General features: G+C 71.4%; 13 protein-coding genes and 2 tRNA genes. 4 read left to right on the top strand and 11 right to left on the bottom strand.

Going from position 1 to position 16,509, the window contains the following annotated elements:
* Window positions 1–328 precede the first annotated feature (328 nt).
* From QWU11_RS46010 to QWU11_RS46030, 5 genes are all read right to left on the bottom strand, one after another.
* Window positions 329–401 (bottom strand) — tRNA-Lys (locus QWU11_RS46010).
* A gap of 73 nt (window positions 402–474) precedes the next feature.
* Window positions 475–990, bottom strand: coding sequence for a response regulator transcription factor (locus QWU11_RS46015; RefSeq protein ID WP_290120940.1), 516 nt, complete (start codon window positions 988–990; stop codon window positions 475–477).
* A 105-nt stretch (window positions 991–1,095) separates the two neighbouring features.
* A tRNA-His gene (locus QWU11_RS46020) sits at window positions 1,096–1,171 on the bottom strand.
* A 51-nt stretch (window positions 1,172–1,222) separates the two neighbouring features.
* On the bottom strand, window positions 1,223–1,816 hold the full coding sequence (gene orn / locus QWU11_RS46025; RefSeq protein ID WP_290120941.1) for an oligoribonuclease: 594 nt from the start codon (window positions 1,814–1,816) through the stop codon (window positions 1,223–1,225).
* A 64-nt stretch (window positions 1,817–1,880) separates the two neighbouring features.
* Entirely contained in the window at window positions 1,881–2,507 is a 627-nt protein-coding gene (locus tag QWU11_RS46030) for a pyridoxamine 5'-phosphate oxidase family protein (protein ID WP_290120942.1), read from the bottom strand.
* Between the two features lie 67 nt (window positions 2,508–2,574).
* Between QWU11_RS46030 and QWU11_RS46035 the strand changes: the two genes are divergently transcribed.
* On the top strand, window positions 2,575–3,945 hold the full coding sequence (locus QWU11_RS46035) for a PLP-dependent aminotransferase family protein (RefSeq protein ID WP_290120943.1): 1,371 nt from the start codon (window positions 2,575–2,577) through the stop codon (window positions 3,943–3,945).
* On the opposite strand, the gene QWU11_RS46040 is transcribed toward QWU11_RS46035, so the two are convergent.
* Window positions 3,902–4,558: a hypothetical protein gene (locus tag QWU11_RS46040; RefSeq protein WP_290120944.1), complete on the bottom strand. Its 657-nt coding sequence runs from the start codon at window positions 4,556–4,558 to the stop codon at window positions 3,902–3,904. The two genes, QWU11_RS46035 and QWU11_RS46040, sit on opposite strands and share 44 nt — an antisense overlap.
* Window positions 4,559–4,837: 279 nt before the next feature.
* Here QWU11_RS46040 and QWU11_RS46045 point away from each other — a divergent pair, with 279 nt between their 5' ends.
* On the top strand, window positions 4,838–5,902 hold the full coding sequence (locus tag QWU11_RS46045) for a phosphotransferase family protein (protein WP_290120945.1): 1,065 nt from the start codon (window positions 4,838–4,840) through the stop codon (window positions 5,900–5,902).
* Between the two features lie 4 nt (window positions 5,903–5,906).
* Here the strand turns inward: QWU11_RS46045 and QWU11_RS46050 are convergent, their stop codons facing one another.
* The 5 genes from QWU11_RS46050 to QWU11_RS46070 all read right to left on the bottom strand — a co-directional run bounded on the left by QWU11_RS46050 (window position 5,907) and on the right by QWU11_RS46070 (window position 14,295).
* Window positions 5,907–6,683, bottom strand: coding sequence for an isocitrate lyase/phosphoenolpyruvate mutase family protein (locus QWU11_RS46050; RefSeq protein WP_290120946.1), 777 nt, complete (start codon window positions 6,681–6,683; stop codon window positions 5,907–5,909).
* Window positions 6,684–6,756: 73 nt separating this feature from the next.
* Window positions 6,757–8,172, bottom strand: a complete 1,416-nt coding sequence (locus tag QWU11_RS46055; RefSeq protein ID WP_290120947.1) for a sigma-70 family RNA polymerase sigma factor — start codon at window positions 8,170–8,172, stop codon at window positions 6,757–6,759.
* Between the two features lie 231 nt (window positions 8,173–8,403).
* Window positions 8,404–10,089, bottom strand: coding sequence for an AMP-binding protein (locus tag QWU11_RS46060; protein ID WP_290120948.1), 1,686 nt, complete (start codon window positions 10,087–10,089; stop codon window positions 8,404–8,406).
* A gap of 42 nt (window positions 10,090–10,131) precedes the next feature.
* On the bottom strand, window positions 10,132–11,640 hold the full coding sequence (locus QWU11_RS46065) for a sigma-70 family RNA polymerase sigma factor (protein ID WP_290120949.1): 1,509 nt from the start codon (window positions 11,638–11,640) through the stop codon (window positions 10,132–10,134).
* Window positions 11,641–11,832: 192 nt separating this feature from the next.
* Window positions 11,833–14,295: a substrate-binding domain-containing protein gene (locus tag QWU11_RS46070; RefSeq protein WP_290120950.1), complete on the bottom strand. Its 2,463-nt coding sequence runs from the start codon at window positions 14,293–14,295 to the stop codon at window positions 11,833–11,835.
* Between the two features lie 376 nt (window positions 14,296–14,671).
* Here QWU11_RS46070 and QWU11_RS46075 point away from each other — a divergent pair, with 376 nt between their 5' ends.
* Together QWU11_RS46075 and QWU11_RS46080 are read left to right on the top strand one after the other, a co-directional pair.
* Window positions 14,672–15,670 (top strand): endonuclease/exonuclease/phosphatase family protein, encoded by a 999-nt coding sequence (locus QWU11_RS46075; protein ID WP_290120951.1) that lies wholly within the window; start codon window positions 14,672–14,674, stop codon window positions 15,668–15,670.
* Window positions 15,671–15,689: 19 nt separating this feature from the next.
* Window positions 15,690–16,508: an RNA methyltransferase gene (locus QWU11_RS46080; protein ID WP_290120952.1), complete on the top strand. Its 819-nt coding sequence runs from the start codon at window positions 15,690–15,692 to the stop codon at window positions 16,506–16,508.
* Window position 16,509 lies beyond the last annotated feature (1 nt).

Here is a 16,509-nt window from a genome sequence, read left to right on the forward strand (position 1 = left end):
TAACAACACGGCCGACCATCATGCCGCGGCGACCGCGCCCCCGCACCACACTTCCGACGCAATCAGCCGAGCGTCACGCGGTGGGGCGCCGTCACGGGCGGTCACAGCTCTCACCTGCATGGATGTAGTTTTCGGCAGGCGCAGGGGTGGTCGCCGGCCGGACGCCGAGTGGCTAGTGCCAGGGACGATGGCGCTTGGCGTCAACGCGGGCCGGTCGTTTCCAAGATCTGGCACAGGAGCAGCCACGGAGCAACCACGGTCCTCAAACCACCGCATAACGAACACTGGGCGCTCCCGATGTCATCGAGAACGCCCAGGTCATCACGGGTGCGCCGCCAGGGACTTGAACCCCGAACCCGCAGATTAAGAGTCTGCTGCTCTGCCAATTGAGCTAGCGGCGCTTGCGACGACCGTTACTCTAGCAGCACCCTCACACCCTCGCGAATCAATACCTCTCCCACCCAAACGCCCTGGTCAGTGCTGTGTCAGCCAAAGATCTATGGCCGCCGTACGCGACCGGACCGCCAGCTTCCCGTAGATCCGGTTCACGTGGTTCTTGACCGTCTTCTCGCTCAGGAACAGCTCCCGCGCGATCTCCCCGTTCGAGCGGCCGCTCGCGATCAGGTCCATCACCTCCGACTCCCTCGCGGACAGGCCGAGGTGGGCCCGGCCCGCGTCGCGGACGGCCTGGATGACCGCTCCCGCCGTCAGATGGGCCGGCGACAGGTGACCGCTCGCCCCCTCGCGCAGGGCGGCCGTCGCGGCCGTCGGAGAGGGGCACAGAAGGAATACCCGGGCGGTGCGGCTCAGCAACGCCGTCTGGCCGGCGGATGAGAGCCCCAGCAGGACCACGTCCGGCTTCAGGCGTTCTGCCTCCGCCACCGGTGAGCCCGGCCCATGGACGAGCTCCACCTCCTCGCTGCGGCTCAGCGAGGAGAGGACGGAGGGGTCGCCGTCGACGACCATGACACGAAGGGGTTCCGAACTCATCCGGCCTCCGGGGGGCGCCTGTAAGGCCGGAGCATAGCCCGGACGCGTACGAAACGGGGTACGCACATACAAACGACGGCCCCCAACTCGGGGACCGTCGTCAAATGGGGTGAGTGAGGGGACTTGAACCCCCGGCACCCAGGACCACAACCTGGTGCTCTACCGACTGAGCTACACCCACCATGACCGCACAGAAGCGGTACGAAGCAGTGTAGCGGTTCCCGGTGGGTCCTCAGTCACCGATCTTCGCCGCGATGGCACGGGCCGTCTCCGAGTCCGGGCCCGGGTGGGGGACGAACACGGCCGCGCGGTAGTAGCGCAGTTCGGTGATGCTCTCGGTGATGTCGGCCAGGGCGCGGTGCCCGCCCTTCTTCGCCGGGCTGGCGAAGTAGGCCCTGGGGTACCAGCGGCGCGAGAGCTCCTTGATGGACGAGACGTCGACCATGCGGTAGTGCAGGTGGGCGTCGAGCGCCGGCATGTCACGGGCGAGGAAGGAGCGGTCCGTGGCGATCGAGTTGCCGCACAGCGGGGCCTTCTTCACGCCCGGCACGTGGGAGCGCACGTAGTCGAGCACGCGCGTCTCGGCGTCGGCGAGCGTGATCCCGGCGGGTAGTTCCTTGAGGAGTTCGGAGGTCGTGTGCATCTCGCGGACCACCTCCGACATCTGGCGTACGGCCTCCTCGGGAGGCTTGATCACCAGGTCGATGCCCTCGTCGAGGATGTTCAGCTCACCATCGGTCACCAAGGCCGCGATCTCGATGAGCGCGTCTCGCTGCAGGTCGAGCCCGGTCATTTCACAGTCGATCCAGACCAGCCGGTCGTTCATGACCTTCACCATAAGTCCTGTCAGGACACTTTGAGTGAGGAGAGGGCCAGATCGGGGGTTCCGGTCACGGCAGAGTGGGATAGGTCACACCCGGGCGGAGCCGTGAATCGGGAATCGGTGAGCCGATGGTCTCGCCGACCGGCAGTTCGCCCGCCCACACGTCGAGCGCGTAGTCCTCCTCGTCGTCGCCCGGCGGGCCCGAGCGGGTCTTGACCGACGCCTCGGCGAGAGAGAGGGCCAGCAGCGTCGTGGCCGCCAGTTCCTTGCGGGTCGGCCGTCGGGCGACGTCCCAGCGGCCAGGGGTGAGGTTCTCCACGATCGCGCGCAGGCCGGTCAGCTTCTCCTCGGGAGAGACGACGACGCGGGGGTGCCCGTAGACGACCGCGCTGCGGTAGTTCATCGAGTGGTGGAAGAGCGACCGGGCGAGGACGAGGCCGTCGAGGTGGGTGACGGTGACGCAGATCTCCGACGTGGTGCGCAGGCTGGTGGCACCGGTGGAGCCGTGGAGGTAGAGGGTGTCGCCGTCGCGCCCGTACCCGGTCGGCAGGACGCGGGGAGAGCCGTCCACGATCACGCCGAGGTGGCAGATGCGGCCGGCGTCGAGGATCTCGTGCAGGGCCGTACGGTCCGTGCCCGCGCGTTCGGGGAGACGCCGGATTCGGGTGCGCTCGGTGCCGGAGAGTGTGCTCATAGGGCCAGGCTAGGATCGAAGTGGTCTGGGTCGAATGGCCACTGAGACGTCGAAAAGAGAAGCCACTTTGACGCGACAGCAGTTCGACCTGCCGGTCGTCGTCGAACGCCACGCGGGTTCGCCGCTCAGCGTTCAGCTCGGCCGGCAGCTGCGCGAGGCGATGAACGACGGCCGCGTACGCGCGGGGGAGCGGCTGCCTTCCAGTCGCGCGCTCGCCTCGGCGCTGGGCGTCAGCCGTACGGTCGTCACCGCCGCGTACGAGCAGCTCTATGCGGAGGGCTGGCTGGAGGGCCGCCACGGCTCGGGCACCTATGTGGCCGACATCGCCCCGGCCGCCGCCGAGATGCGCGAGAGAGACGACGGGAGCGGCGGCCGGCCGGCGGAGGCGGGCGTGATCGACCTGCGGCCCGGCGTGCCCTGGTCCGGGGCGCTGGACACGCCCGCGTGGCGGCGCGCCTGGCGGCTGGCCTCGAACGCCTCTCCGGTGGCCCGGCCGGATCTGCGCGGCCTGCCGGGGCTGCGCGCCGCGCTCGTCGAGCACCTCCGCCGCAGCCGCGGCGTCGCCTGCCCGCCGGAGCGGGTGCTCGTGACCCGCGGCGCCACCAGCGGCCTCGACCTGCTCGCCGCGACGGTCCTGCGGCCGGGCGACCGGGTCGGCGTCGAGGAGCCCGGCTACCCCAACGCCCGGTCGGTGCTCGCGGCGCGGGGTGCGACGGTGGTGCCGTGCCCGGTGGACGAGGACGGGCTGATGGTGGACGCGCTCCCCGAGGGGCTGCGTCTCGTCTACACCACGCCGTCCCACCAGTACCCGCTCGGCGGCCGCCTGCCGGTGCCGCGCCGCCAGGCGCTGATCGCCTGGGCGCGCCGCAACGACGCGCTCATCGCCGAGGACGACTACGACAGCGAGTTCCGCTATGACGTGGCGCCGCTGCCCGCGCTGTACGGCCTCGGCCCGGACCACACGGTCTATCTCGGTACGACGGCGAAAGCCCTCGCGCCCGGGGTCGGCGTGGGCTGGCTGGTGGCGCGGCCGGAGCTGGTGGAGGCGATCGTGGGGACGCGCGAGTGGCTCGGTGACCGTACGTCGACGGTGCCTCAGGAGGCCGTCCGCATCCTCATCGAACGCGGCGACCTCGACCGGCACGTACGCCGCATGCGTGCCGAGTACGCCCGCAGGCGCGTCGCCGTGGCGGAGACGCTCGGGCACCTGCCGCTGTACGGGGACACCGCCGGGCTGCACGTGGTGGTCGGGCTGCCCGCCGGCACGGTCGACGGCGTTGTCGAGCGTGCCGCCGCCCAGGGAGTCCTGCTGTCCGCCCTCGACGACCGCTACGCGGGCGTGCCGGGCGTACACGGCCTGGTCCTGGGGTACGGCGGTGCGACCGTGCCGCAGCTCAGGTCGGGCTGCTCGCTCGTACGGAGGCTGGTTCGGCGGTGACGACGGCGCCGGGCATGAGACGGGGAGGCCGCAGCGGGTCGGTGACGGAGATCTGCGGCACCGGGGGCGTCAGGCCGACCCCGGTGATCCGGTCGGTGTCGATGGCGCCGGGGGCCGGATCCTCGGCGCACGGCACCTGGGACACCCCGAAGTGCCCGCCGCGCGCCCACATCCGGCGCCCGCGGTCGGAGTCGTACGCCGCCGGCGGTGGCAAGGGCCCGCCGGCGGGCCAGCGGCGCGGCACCTGCCATCGGTCGAGCCAGTCCACGATCATGCCGATGCCCTTCATCGCGCCGCCGGTGAAGGGCTCGCGGGCGAACCCGACCACGACGACCTGAAGGCAGCGCCGGCCTTCGCGGCCGATCCCGTGCGGGAGCAGGAAGGCGGCCTGTGTGGCCGGCACCATCTGGATGATCTCACCGGTGAAGGGGTTCCACACGAGGTGTGCGTTTCTGCCCCGCTGCTCCAGGCGCTCGGCCACCGAGTGCGCCGAGGTCGAGAGCGGGTCGTTCTCGCTGGTATGCCAGACGGCGCGAGGCGCGCCGCCCTGCAGTGGGCCGCCGTCGTGTCGGGAGTGCAGTCTTCCGGCTCCGGGCAGCCATGCGTCGGCCACGATGAGTTCCCCCCCAGTCGGGTCGGGCCCGAATGGTTCTTTTGGTGCGGTGGTGTGTTCGCCGAGGTCAGTGATGTGTTTGTACCGATTCTGCGATGTTTGATGGCCTATGTCATCGCCTTCCCGGTTAATACCTGTCTGATGCATCGACGGTTCGAGTGCGTACCCTTGGTGCTTCCCGGCCACCCGCGCGGGGCCGGATCCGGCCGACGGCGGGCCGGGTCGCGCCTTGATCCGAGTCACGTTCTAATAGACGCGTGAGCCGAGCGAGGAGAGCGCATGACTGAGCAGGTCGCCGGAGTTCCCGGCATCGACGTCCCCCGGCTGTCGTCCTGGCTGGCGGAGACGCTGCCCGGAGAGGACCGGATCACCGGGATCGAACTGCTCGCCGGAGGCCGGTCCAACCTGACCTATCTCCTGCGCCTCGGCGACCGCCGCGTCGTGCTGCGCCGTCCGCCGCTCGGCCACGTGCTGCCCACCGCGCACGACATGAGACGTGAGCACACCGTGCTGTCGGCGCTCGCCGGCAGCGACGTCCCGGTGCCCACGCCGCTCGCGCTGTGCGCCGACGAGGACGTGATCGGCGCGCCGTTCTACCTCATGGACCACGTCGAGGGCCGGGTGCTGCGCACGCCCGAGGACGCGGTGGACGTCACGCCGGCCGAGGCGCGCGCGCTGTCCGAACGCCTCGCCGAGGTGCTGGCCGCCATCCACCGGGTCGACGTCGACCGCGCCGGGCTGAGCGAGTTCGGCCGGCCGCAGGGCTACATGGCCCGCCAGCTCAAGCGCTGGGGCCGGCAGTGGGACGCGTCACACGCGTCCGAGCCCGGCGGCCGTACGGACGAGGCGTACGGCCGGCTCGTCAAGCGGCTGGGCGAGCGGCTGCCCGCCGACGGGCTCAGCGGCCTCGTGCACGGCGACTTCCGGCTCGACAACGCGCTCGTACGCCTTCGGCCGGAGCCGGCGATCGCCGCGGTCGTCGACTGGGAGATGTCGACGCTCGGCGACCCGCTGTCCGACCTCGGGCTGACCCTCGTCTACTGGGCCGACGCCGGAGAGCTGGACCGTACGCCGACCTCGGTCGGGTCGACGGTCACCAGCGCGCCCGGCTTCCTCACCCGGGCGGAGTTCGCCGGCCGCTACGCCGAGCTGACCGGGTGCGACCTGTCCGACCTGGACTTCTACGTCGCCTTCGGGTGCTTCAAGCTGGCCGTCATCCTGGAGGGCATCCACGCGCGGTTCCTGCAGAAGGCGACCGTGGGCGAGGGGTTCGAGCAGATCGGCGCGTCGGTGCCGGTGTTCCTCGACCGCGCCCACCAGGTGCTGGACGACGGCGTCATCTGAACGCTCAGTACGGCGCCGCGCCGTCGTGGAGCCGCCCGGCGAGCTCGCCGAGGAGGGCCATGGTGGCGCGGTGCAGGCCCGGCCCGAAGGTCACCCGCGCGACGCCGAGCTCGGCGAGCCGCGACGGCGGGGGCATGCCCGGCCGGTAGAGGATGCTGACCGGCCCGGGGATCCGCTCGACGAGGGCGCCGATCACCGGCTCCTCGGTGACCGCGATCGGGAAGACGCAGTCGGCGCCGGCCTCGAGGTACAGGCGGCAGCGCGTCACCGCCTCCTCCAGGATCTCCTCGGGAGAGGTGCCGGGCAGCGCACCCTCGTCGAAGACGTCCGTACGGGCGTTGATGACCAGGTCGGGGTCGGCCTCCCGCAGCGCGCCCACGCGCCCGGCCTGAACCTTGGGGTCGGCGAGCGCGTGGCCGCCGCCGGCCGCCTCGCCGTGAAGGGTGTCCTCGAGGTTGCAGCCCACCGCCCCGGCCTCGCGCAGGCACTCGGCCAGCTCGGCCGGCGCGAGGCCGTACCCGGACTCGGCGTCGACCGTCACCGGCACGTCCACGCTGCGGGTGATGCGCGCCGCCGCGGCGAACATCTCCTCCGGCGGCGCGCCCTCGCCGTCCTCGTAGCCGAGGCTGTCGGACACGGCGTAGCTCGCCGTGGCGAGCGCGGAGAAGCCCGCTCCGGCCAGCACACGGGCGCTCGCGGCGTCCCAGGCGTTGGGGAGCACGAGGAGGCGTCCGCCGAGGTGCAGCGCGCGCAGCCGCGCCGCCTTGTCAGTGAGACTCATGTTCTGACCGTACGACCTGGGCCGCCGACGCTGAAGAGCCACTTGGACGCGCTACGGGCGGTCCAGTGCCGCCTCAGCACGTCCACGTGACCGAGCCCTTGGCGCCGGAGGAGAACGACACAGAGCCGCTGCCGCCGCCGATGCAGATGCCGTCGTCCCGGGTGACCGGCACGTAGGCGTGCTTGCCCGCGGCGATGGTGCCGCTGCCACTCGCGCTGACGCCCGCGGAGGTCCCGGTCACCCGATAGGTCACCGGGCCACCGTTCGCCGTCAGGGTGAGCGAGCACGTGTGAGTGCCGTTCATCTTGCAGCCGGACACCGCGAGCGTGCCCGGGGCCTGCCTCGTGGTCGGGTTCGACGCCGGGTGGTGGCTGCGGGGCCGGTTGGCGGCCGCGGTGGGCGTCGGGGTCTTGCTGGACTTGGACGGCGTGGGGCTGGGGGACTTCGTGTCGCTCGGGCTGGGCTCGGCGGAGTCGGAGGGGAACCCGTCGTCTGAGGACGAGGAGCCGCTCGGCGAGGCGATGGGCGCCTCGCCGCTCGTCTTCTCCTGGCCCGAGCCGGGCAGCATCAAGAAGATGGCGCCGACGACGACCAGGATGCAGGCGACCGAGGCGAGGACCGGCCACATGCGCGGCGCCGTGCGCTCCTGATCGGATTCGTCCTCCGGCTCGGCGGGGGGATCCGCGCGCATGGCGATCGTGGCCCGCAGGTCGGCCAGCTCGGGCGCCGACGCCGTCGTGAGGACGCGGGAGCGCAGCGCCGCCGGGATCGCGGCCGTGGGCATGGCGAGCAGCAGGCGGGCGGTGGCGACCTTGCGGTTGCCGCGCGTGCCGCAGATCGGGCAGTTGGAGATGTGCCGGGCGAGCTTTCCGCAGGTGTCGGCGTCCAGCGGCTCGTCGATCGGGCCGGCCAGCGCGGCCACGCTCGGGCAGTCCTCCCGCCCGGTGGCGGCCACGACGACGGCGGCGAACGCGTCGTCGAGGTCGTGCCGCGCCTGCGCCACGCGTACGGACGCCTCGTGCGGCGTGACGCCGAAGACCTCGGCGAGCTCGTGCGGGTTCAGCTCGTGCCGGAGCGACAGGTCGAGCGCCTCGCGCTGCTGGCCGCCCAAGACGAGGAGGGCCGCGTGGACGAGCTGGCGCGTGGCCTCGTCGGCCTCCAGCCCGGCGGCCTGCGGTGCCCGCTGGCGCTCCACCGGCAGTTCGGCGTACGCGCGGCGGCGCAGGCACTCGTCGCGGGTCACCGAGTAGATCCAGCCGCGGAACAGCCGGGCGTCCGGCAGCCAGCCCACACGCTCCTGCATGGTGATCAGGGAGTCGTGCAGGGCGAGCGCCGCGCCTTCCTGGTCGCGCAGCAGGACGTGGCTGTAGTCGAACAGCCGGGGCGCATACAGATCGTAGATTTCGGGCAGGGCGGTCGGGTCGCCCGCGTACAGCGACTGGGCTAGCCGCTGGTCGTCGGCCCTGTCGATGCTCGGCCAACCGGCCACGTGGTCCTCCTGCTGAACTGGGGTCGCACGAGGGCGCAGACGCCCCGATCGGAACGATGGTTCACAGGATCCTGCCACCAAACACGGTTCGGTTGGAGGTTTTAGTGGTAAATACGCAAATGATCCGTTACTGCCCGTAACTGGATTTTGTAACGGTGCAGGAAGCTCTGACAGCGTGTGACCGAAAAGTTGCGGCCTGGGGTCAGGAGCCGTTCCGGGCCGGCCGCGTGACTACGACTTCAGATCGGGGAAGTCGTCCTCGCGGAACTCCTCCGGGCGGCGCTCGTCGCCCTCGAGGCCGCGCAGCTCGACGCGGCGGATCTTGCCGGAGATCGTCTTGGGCAGATCGGAGAACTCGATCCGGCGCACCCTCTTGTACGCGGCGAGGTGCTCGCGGCAGTGCGCGAGGATCGCGCGCGCCGTCTCGGCGGTCGGCTCGTGGCCGGCGGCGAGGCTGACGTACGCCTTGGGCACCGCGAGGCGCACCGGGTCGGGGGCGGGCACGACGGCGGCCTCGGCCACCGCCTCGTGCTCGAGCAGCACACTCTCCAGCTCGAACGGCGAGATCCGGTAGTCCGACGCCTTGAACACATCGTCGGTACGGCCGACGAACGTGATGTAGCCGTCGGCGTCCTTGGTCGCCACGTCGCCGGTGTGGTAAAAGCCGCCGGCCATCGCCGCGTCGTTCAACTCGGCGTCGCCGTGGTAGCCGACCATCAGCGCGGCCGGGCGCTCGGACAGGTCGATGCAGACCTCGCCCTCGTCGCCCTCCTCGCCGGTCGCGGGATCGATCAGGGCGATGGTGTAGCCGGGAAGGGGACGGCCCATCGACCCGGGCTTGAGCGGCTGGCCGGGGGAGTTGCCGATCTGCGCGGTCGTCTCGGTCTGGCCGTAGCCGTCGCGGATGGTCAGGCCCCAGTGCTTGCGCACCTGGTCGATGATCTCCGGGTTGAGCGGCTCGCCGGCCGCCACGACCGTACGCAGCCCGAGCCGCCAGGCGGACAGGTCCTCCTGGATCAGCATGCGCCACACCGTGGGCGGGGCGCAGAAGCTCGTGACCTCACAGCGCTTCAGGACGTCGAGCATCGCGGGCGCGGAGAAGCGGGTGTAGTTGAAGACCAGTACGCAGGCGCCGGCGTTCCAGGGCGCGAACAGGTTGCTCCACGCGTGCTTGGCCCAGCCCGGCGAGGAGACGTTGAGGTGCACGTCGCCGGGGCGCAGCCCTATCCAGTACATCGTGGACAGGTGCCCCACCGGGTACGACGCGTAGGTGTGCTCGACCAGCTTGGGCTTGTCGGTCGTCCCCGAGGTGAAGTACAGCAGCAGCGTGTCGTCGCCGTGCGTCGCCTCGTCGCCGCCGGCGTACGGCTCGGCCTGGGCGGCGTCCTCGTACGTCAGCCAGCCCTCGGCCGCGCCGACCGAGATCTTGGTCCAGTCGCCGCCGAGACCGGCGAACTTCTCCGTGTCGGCCGCGCTCGTCACGACGTGACGTACGCCGCCGCGCTCGATGCGGTCGGTCAGGTCGGCGGCGGTGAGCAGCGTCGTCGCCGGGATGACGACGGCGCCGAGCTTCATCGCGGCGAGCATCGTCTCCCACAGCTCGACCTGGTTGCCCAGCATGAGCAGGACGCGGTCGCCGCGCGTGACCCCCTGCGCCCGCAGCCAGCCCGCGACGCGGCTGGACCGGCCGGCCAGCTCGGCGAACGTGAGCTTCGTCTCCGAGCCGTCCTGCTCCACGATCCACAGCGCCGGGGCGTCGGGCGACTCGGCGGCGAGCACGCCGTCGAACCAGTCCACGGCCCAGTTGAGCCCCGTCGCGTCAGGCCAGCGGAAGCCGCTGCGGGCGGTCTCGTAGTCCTCGGCCTGCGTCAGGAGGAAGTCGCGGGCCGCTCTGAAGGTGGCGGCATCGGGGGTCATGAGACGCATCCTGGCACTTCACCGCCCGGGCCGTAAACAGCGTCAGTTGCCGAGCAGCCCGCACGTCCACGACACCGTGGCCGAACCACCGGGGGCGAAGCCGACCGACGCGCCCGTCGTCTCCGGGCAGACGTCGTCCGCCTGCTTCACGGTCACGGACCTCGTCGCCCCGCTGGGCACAGTCCCGGACCTTGGGGAGACGGTGACTGAGGGGGGTACGGAGGCACTCCAGGACACCGCGCCGCCGCTGGCCTTCAGCGTGATCTGGCAGGAGGTCCCCGTGCCCATGTCGCACCCGATGACCGACAGCGTGCCCGGCTTCGGGGGCTTGGTGCTCGGCTTGTGCGTCGGCCGCGGGGGCGCGGGCCGGTGGGTGGTCGGGGTCGGCGTCGGGGTGTGGGTGGTCGGCGTGGGCGTCGGCGAGTGCTTGGTCTTCGTCGGGGACGGCTCGACGCTGTCGCTCGGCGAGGGGAAGTCCGACGTGCTCTCGCTGGGTGCGGCCACGACCGGGCCCGGGGCCTTGTTGCCGGCGGTCTTGGACCCGTCCGACCCGCCCTTGGTGAGCAGGAAGATCGCGCCGACCACGAGGAAGACGCAGGCGGCCGCGCCGATGACCGGCAGCAGGCGCGGTGTGCCGCCCGTACGCCGGGTCTTCTCCTTGCGGGCCGGCTGGGGGCGGCGTTCGAGGCTCGTCGGCCAGCCCCAGACGTCGAACGGCTCGGCGCGCTGTGCGATGCGCAGGCGGTTCTCGTGCTGGTCCGGCGCCTCGGACAGCGACAGTACGGCCATCCGCAGGTCGGACGGGATGGCCGCGACCGGGAGTACCTGCATGAGGCGGTTCGTGGAGACCTTGCGCTTGCGGCGGTCGCGGCAGACCGGGCAGGACTCGATGTGGCGGATGAGCTTGCGGCAGACGTCCGAGGGCAGCGGCCACACGTTCTCGTCCACCAGCGCGGCCACGCTCGGGCAGTCGCCGCGGCCCGTACGGGCGATGATCGCGGCGGCGAGGGAGTTGTCGAGGTCGTCGCGCGCCTGGGCGACCAGCTCGGTGGCCTGCTGGGAGGAGATGCCGAGGACGCCGGCGAGCTCCTCGGCGGTCAGGTCGTGCCGGGCGGACAGGTCGACCGCCTCGCGGTGGCGGGCCGCCATCCCGGCCAGGGCGCTGTGCACGAGCTGCCGGGTCTCTTCGAGACGCTGGCGCTCCTCCGCGTCGAGGAAGGCGTCCTCGGACTGCTCGGGCGCCTCGTGCCGCTGCCCGGGACGGTCGGGGTCGGCGAGCTGCCGCAGGCATTCGTTGCGGACGATCGCATAGACCCAGCTGCGGAAACGTTCCGGCTCACGCAGCTTGCCGATGTGCTGCTGCGTCGCGATGAGCGAGTCGTGCAGAGCGTCGGCCGCGAGGTCCTGGTCACGCAGCAGTGCGTGGCTGTAGTCGAAGAGACGCGGAGCGTAGAAGTCGTAGATCTCCGCGAGTGCGAGAGCGTCGCCGTCGCGCAGTGCCTGCGCCAGCCGGCGATCCTCTACACGTCCGAGACTGGGCCAACCGGCCACAGGATCCTCCCGAGAGTGTCAAATGCCGGAGACCCCCGGAAAATCAAAGAAGGAGGCCCGACGCCCCGCTCCCGTCGGGCCTCCTTCACATACAAGACGCCGAACTCGGGAGCCTGGTTCACAGGATCCTGCCACTAATCCAAGAAAATCCTCCCCTGAATGAATAGACCGATATGAACTCGTGTCGACCGGTCAGTGACACTGTGGGGCACAGATGCGCCTTGCGATGGTCTCAAGCAGGATGCGCTGCACGTCCTGCGGTTTCAGGGCGTGGTACGCCTCGCCGTTGGTCTGCACCGCGATCCGCTGCATCGCCGACATGTCCACGTCGGGTCCGAAGCCGATGAAGATGACCATGACGGGGCGGTCCGGGTCGGCCTCCTGCTTGAGCGTCCGCAGCAGCGTGCTCAGCGAGACGCCGTGGTCGTCGTCGTTCTTGCCGTCGGTCAGCACGAGGAGCGAGTTGTAGTACCCCGGCTTGTAGCTCTTCTGCATCGAGCGCACGGCGGCGAGCACCGAGTCGTACAGGCCGGTGTTGCCGTTGGGCTTCGGCCGTACGCGGCCGAGGGCGGACAGGATCGCCTGCCGCCGGGTGCCCGACCCCAGCCGCGTGGACAGCGGCCCGATCGGCACTTCCGTCCGGTAGTCCTGTGAGCCGTTGAGGTTCGTGGAGAACGTCCACAGGCCGAGGTCGGTCTGGTCGGGCAGCATCGCGAGCCCGCCCTGGGCCACCTGGGCGGTCGCCTGCATGCGGGTGACCCCCTTGCCGACCGGCTGGGCCATGGACCCCGACACGTCGAGCAGGGTCAGCATCCGGGTGCGCAGGGAGAGCTTGGTCCATGCCTGCATGACGTCCGTGACGTCGCCGGCTCCAGGGGTGGGAAGCGCGCGCGGCACACGAGGGCTGAGCCCGCTCTGCGTGGTGAAGCCGTCGCCGGGGTGGCCGTCGGGGGTACGGAAGCCGAGCGCGCGTACGTCCTTGCCGGCCTCCGCGGTGCTCATCGCGTTCTCGAGCAGCCCGGCCGCGCGGACCTTGGCCTCGTCGTCGGTGGCGAGCGTGAACGGGTAGTCCATGCTCAGCAGGCCCTCACTCGGGTACATCGCCGAGGCCGGGGTCGAGGGGTTGCCGCGGTTGAACTTCCACACCGCCTGCTCGGGGACGATCACCACGGGGGCGCGCCCGCCCAGGTCGCGGTGGAAGCTCGCGAACAGCGCCTGGGGCGTCGGCGAGAGACTGTTCTGCACGTTGCGCACGATCTGGGTGAAGATCGCGTCGGCGTTCGGGTCGCCCTGGAGCAGCTCGCGGGTCATCACGACCGCGCCGATGCCGCCGGCGTTGCGGTTAGGGTCGAGGATCTGCAGGTGCACCGAGTTGGCCGGGAGCATGTCGTTCTTGCTCACCGCGCCGGCGGCCAGCGCGTCGGTCGCCTTGAGCAGCATGTCCCAGGTGGGACGGATGCCCTGGCTCTTGATCTTGTTGGCGAACGTCCGCGAGGTGGCGACGACGACCGGCGTCTTGGCGACCGAGGTCGGCGTCAGCCGCACGCTGGAGGCGCCCTTGGTGGTGCTGCGTACGAGACTGACCCACAGCGACGAGTCGGGGATCCAGACGTCCGGGTCCGCCTCGCCCGGCACCGAGCCCCCGCCGGACAGCACGGTCGACATGCCGGCCGGGTCGGAGGCCTTCACCGTCGCCTTGACGCACTTGCCGTCGACCGAGTGGCCCTGTTCGTCGAAGGACTTGGTGATCTCGCTGACGGCCGGGGCGATCTCCGGCGCCGCCGCGACGTTGAGATTGATGGAGTCACCACTGCCGCAGCCATTGCTGCCCGCGAGCGCGTACACGCCCGCGCCGAGCAGGATGGCCAGCCCGATCGCGCCGGCGAGCGGGCCGATCAGCGTGCTGAGCGAACGACGGCGTACCGCGCGCCGCCGGCCCGCGCCGCTGGGCATCGAGCCCGGGCCGCCGTGACCGAAGTCGTCGCGCCCGCGGTCGTCGCGCCCGTAGTCATCGTCGTCGAACCCGCCGTAACCGGAGCCGCCCCGGCCGGACCCGCCGTGACCGGAGCCCCCCGGACCGGAGCCGCCGTACCGGGAGTCGTCGTAGCCGGACCCGCCGGGTCCGCCCTGGCCCGCGCCGCCGCCCGGCCGCTCCGAGCCCCGGCCTCCGTAGCCGGGACCGCCGCCGTACCCCTGACCGCCGTACCCCTGACCGCCGTACCCCTGACCGCCGTACCCCTGACCGCCGTACTCCTGGCCGCTTTCCTGACCACGGCTCTCCTGGCCCCCGTAACCGGGGTTGCCGTACGCCGGGTTCGGGCCGCGCCGGCCCGCACCTCCGTAGCCGGACCCGCCCAGGCCCCCGATGCCGGACCGGCCGAGGCCGGGACCGACGTAGCCCGAGCCGTCACGGCCGGGCCCGGGGCGCCGGTCGTCGGGCGGAGGGCTCGGGTATCCACCGGTGTTCGAGGACTCGCGCGGATCGTAACCGCCGAACGGCGGGTTTCCGGCGCCGGCGCCGTACTGACCCTGAGCGGGTGGCCGGGGCCGGAACCGGCCGGTGTCACCACTGTCACCGCTGGGAGAGACGGGAGGTTCGGACCATCCGTCGTCGGGCGTGCCGCCCGGGGGCTCCTTGCGGCGACGTCCGCTCACGGTTGTCCTCTTTCGTGATGGATTGGGTGTTTGTTGAGCGGCACTGTAGCCGTCTATACAGCTTGTGACCAAAGGGACGGCAGAGAAGAGATTGCAGGTCAGAGGCTTTGGGGCATGACTGGGACGGTTGCGGGACGGTAAAGAAGCGCAGCTCGGGGCGTGGGCGGAGGTTTGACTCCGGGCCGATGGCCTGCGTCGTCGCGGTGGCGGGGAAGTCAGGGGCCGGTCAGGTTCGATTGACAAGCCGGGTGATTCCATGATCTCACGCCGGGACAAGGAGGATGCCTTCGGGTATCCGGTGTGAACTGAACCCCATGCTCAGGTTCGTCGTGCACAGTAGGTCACGGGAGCTACGGGCGGCGACTGGGGGAGTTCGATGACCGATCTGGCGACCACAGAGGACGAGCAGGACGATTCGCCGAAGCGCCCGGTCACGCGGCGGTGGGGAATACAGATGATCGCCTGGATCCTGGTGGCCTGCTGGCTGCTCTGGGCGCTCGCCCGTCTCGCCGGCGTCGACCGCGCCTCGGCCTTCTCCTCGATCGTCATCCCGGCGATGGCGATCGTGCCGTACGTCGCGGCGGGCGTCGTCATCCCGCTGGCCGTCGCCGCGCTGACCCGCAACTGGCCGGCGCTCGCCGCCGCGGTGGTCGTGGCCGCGATGTTCGCCGGCATCGCGTTGCCCCGCGCGTTCGGCAACAGCCGGCCGCACGCCACCGGCCCCGAACTGCGGATCCTGACGGCCAACCTGAGGTTCGGCGCCGCAGGCGACGCGTCACTGGTCGACCTCGTACGCCGCACCGGCGCCGAGGTGCTCAGCGTGCAGGAGTTCACCCCGGAGGCGGCCGACCGCCTCGATGCGGCCGGCATGGAGAAGCTGATGCCGTACCGCGTCATCGACCCGCGCGGCGGCCCCGAGGGCAGCGGGCTCTACTCCCGCTATCCGCTGACGCAGCTTCCCGACCGCGGGCCCACGACGTTCGCGATGGTGAGCGCCGACCTCGCCGTGCCGGGCACCGCGCCCGTACGGATGACCGCGGCCCACCCGCCGGCGCCGCTCGGCCGGGACGCCGCGAAGTGGCGGCACGACCTGCGGGAGATCCCCCCGGCCACACCGCACGGCCAGGTCGGCATCGTCGCCGGCGACCTCAACGCCACTCTCGACCACGAGCCGCTGCGCCGGCTGATCGGGAAGGGCTTCACCGACGCCGCGGACGCGACCGGGCAGGGGCTCGTCCCGACGTTCCGGCCCTGGCCGCCGATCACGATCGACCACGTGCTCGCCGACAAGCGGTGCGCCGTCGAACGCGTGAAGGTCTTCTACCAGTCCGGCAGCGACCACCGGGCGCTCTTCACCGAGCTCCGGCTGCCCTGACCGCCGCGATACTGGAGCCATGGCCCGCCTGATCCCCGTCTCCGACCCCGCCGACCCACGCCTCGCCGACTACGTGAGTCTGCGCGACGTCAACCTCCGCAAGAGCCTGGAGGCCGAGCACGGCCTGTTCATGGCCGAGGGCGAAAAGGTCATCCGGCGCGCGATCAGCACGGGCTATCCCGTACGGTCGCTGCTCATGTCCCGGCGCTGGGCCGAGCCCCTCGCCGACGTGCTCGGCGACGCCCCGGTCTACGTCGTCGCCGACGAGGTGGCCGAGGCCGTCACCGGCTTCCCGGTGCACCGGGGCGCGCTCGCGTCGATGGAACGCCTGCCTCTTCCGCCGGTCGCCTCCCTCATCGGCGAGCCGGGCCACGTACGCCGGATCCTCGTGCTGGAGGACCTCGTCGACCACGGCAACGTCGGAGCGATCTTCCGCTGCGCGGCGGCGCTGGGCGTGGAGGCGGTCGTGCTGTCGCCGCGCTGCGCCGATCCGCTCTACCGGCGTTCGGTCAAGGTGTCGATGGGCGCGGTCTTCGCCGTGCCGTACGCCCGGATGAGCGACTGGCACGGCGGCCTGAAGGAACTGCGCGCGGCCGGATTCTCGCTGCTGGCCCTGACCCCCGACCAGGCGGCGACGCCGATCGGCAAGGCGCCACTGGGCGAACGCGTCGCGCTGATGCTGGGCGCCGAGGGCGACGGCCTGTCGTCCCGCTGGCTGCGCGAGGCCGACGAGCCGGTCTGCATTCCGATGAGCGGCGGCGCGATGCGACTCGGCGTCGACTCGCTCAACGTGGTCGCCGCCGCGGCCATCGCGTGCCACGACCTGATGCGTCCCTGAC

The sequence above is a fragment of the Actinomadura sp. DC4 genome (genome assembly GCF_030406325.1).
Taxonomy (GTDB): domain Bacteria; phylum Actinomycetota; class Actinomycetes; order Streptosporangiales; family Streptosporangiaceae; genus Actinoallomurus.

Coding starts and splice junctions, on each gene's coding strand:
- QWU11_RS46045 (WP_290120945.1), top strand. CDS start 4,838: ATGACTGAGCAGGTCGCCGGAGTTCCCGGCATCGACGTCCCCCGGCTG.
- QWU11_RS46075 (WP_290120951.1), top strand. CDS start 14,672: ATGACCGATCTGGCGACCACAGAGGACGAGCAGGACGATTCGCCGAAG.
- QWU11_RS46080 (WP_290120952.1), top strand. CDS start 15,690: ATGGCCCGCCTGATCCCCGTCTCCGACCCCGCCGACCCACGCCTCGCC.
- orn (WP_290120941.1), bottom strand. CDS start 1,816: ATGAACGACCGGCTGGTCTGGATCGACTGTGAAATGACCGGGCTCGAC.
- QWU11_RS46060 (WP_290120948.1), bottom strand. CDS start 10,089: ATGACCCCCGATGCCGCCACCTTCAGAGCGGCCCGCGACTTCCTCCTG.
- QWU11_RS46030 (WP_290120942.1), bottom strand. CDS start 2,507: ATGAGCACACTCTCCGGCACCGAGCGCACCCGAATCCGGCGTCTCCCC.
- QWU11_RS46050 (WP_290120946.1), bottom strand. CDS start 6,683: ATGAGTCTCACTGACAAGGCGGCGCGGCTGCGCGCGCTGCACCTCGGC.
- QWU11_RS46015 (WP_290120940.1), bottom strand. CDS start 990: ATGAGTTCGGAACCCCTTCGTGTCATGGTCGTCGACGGCGACCCCTCC.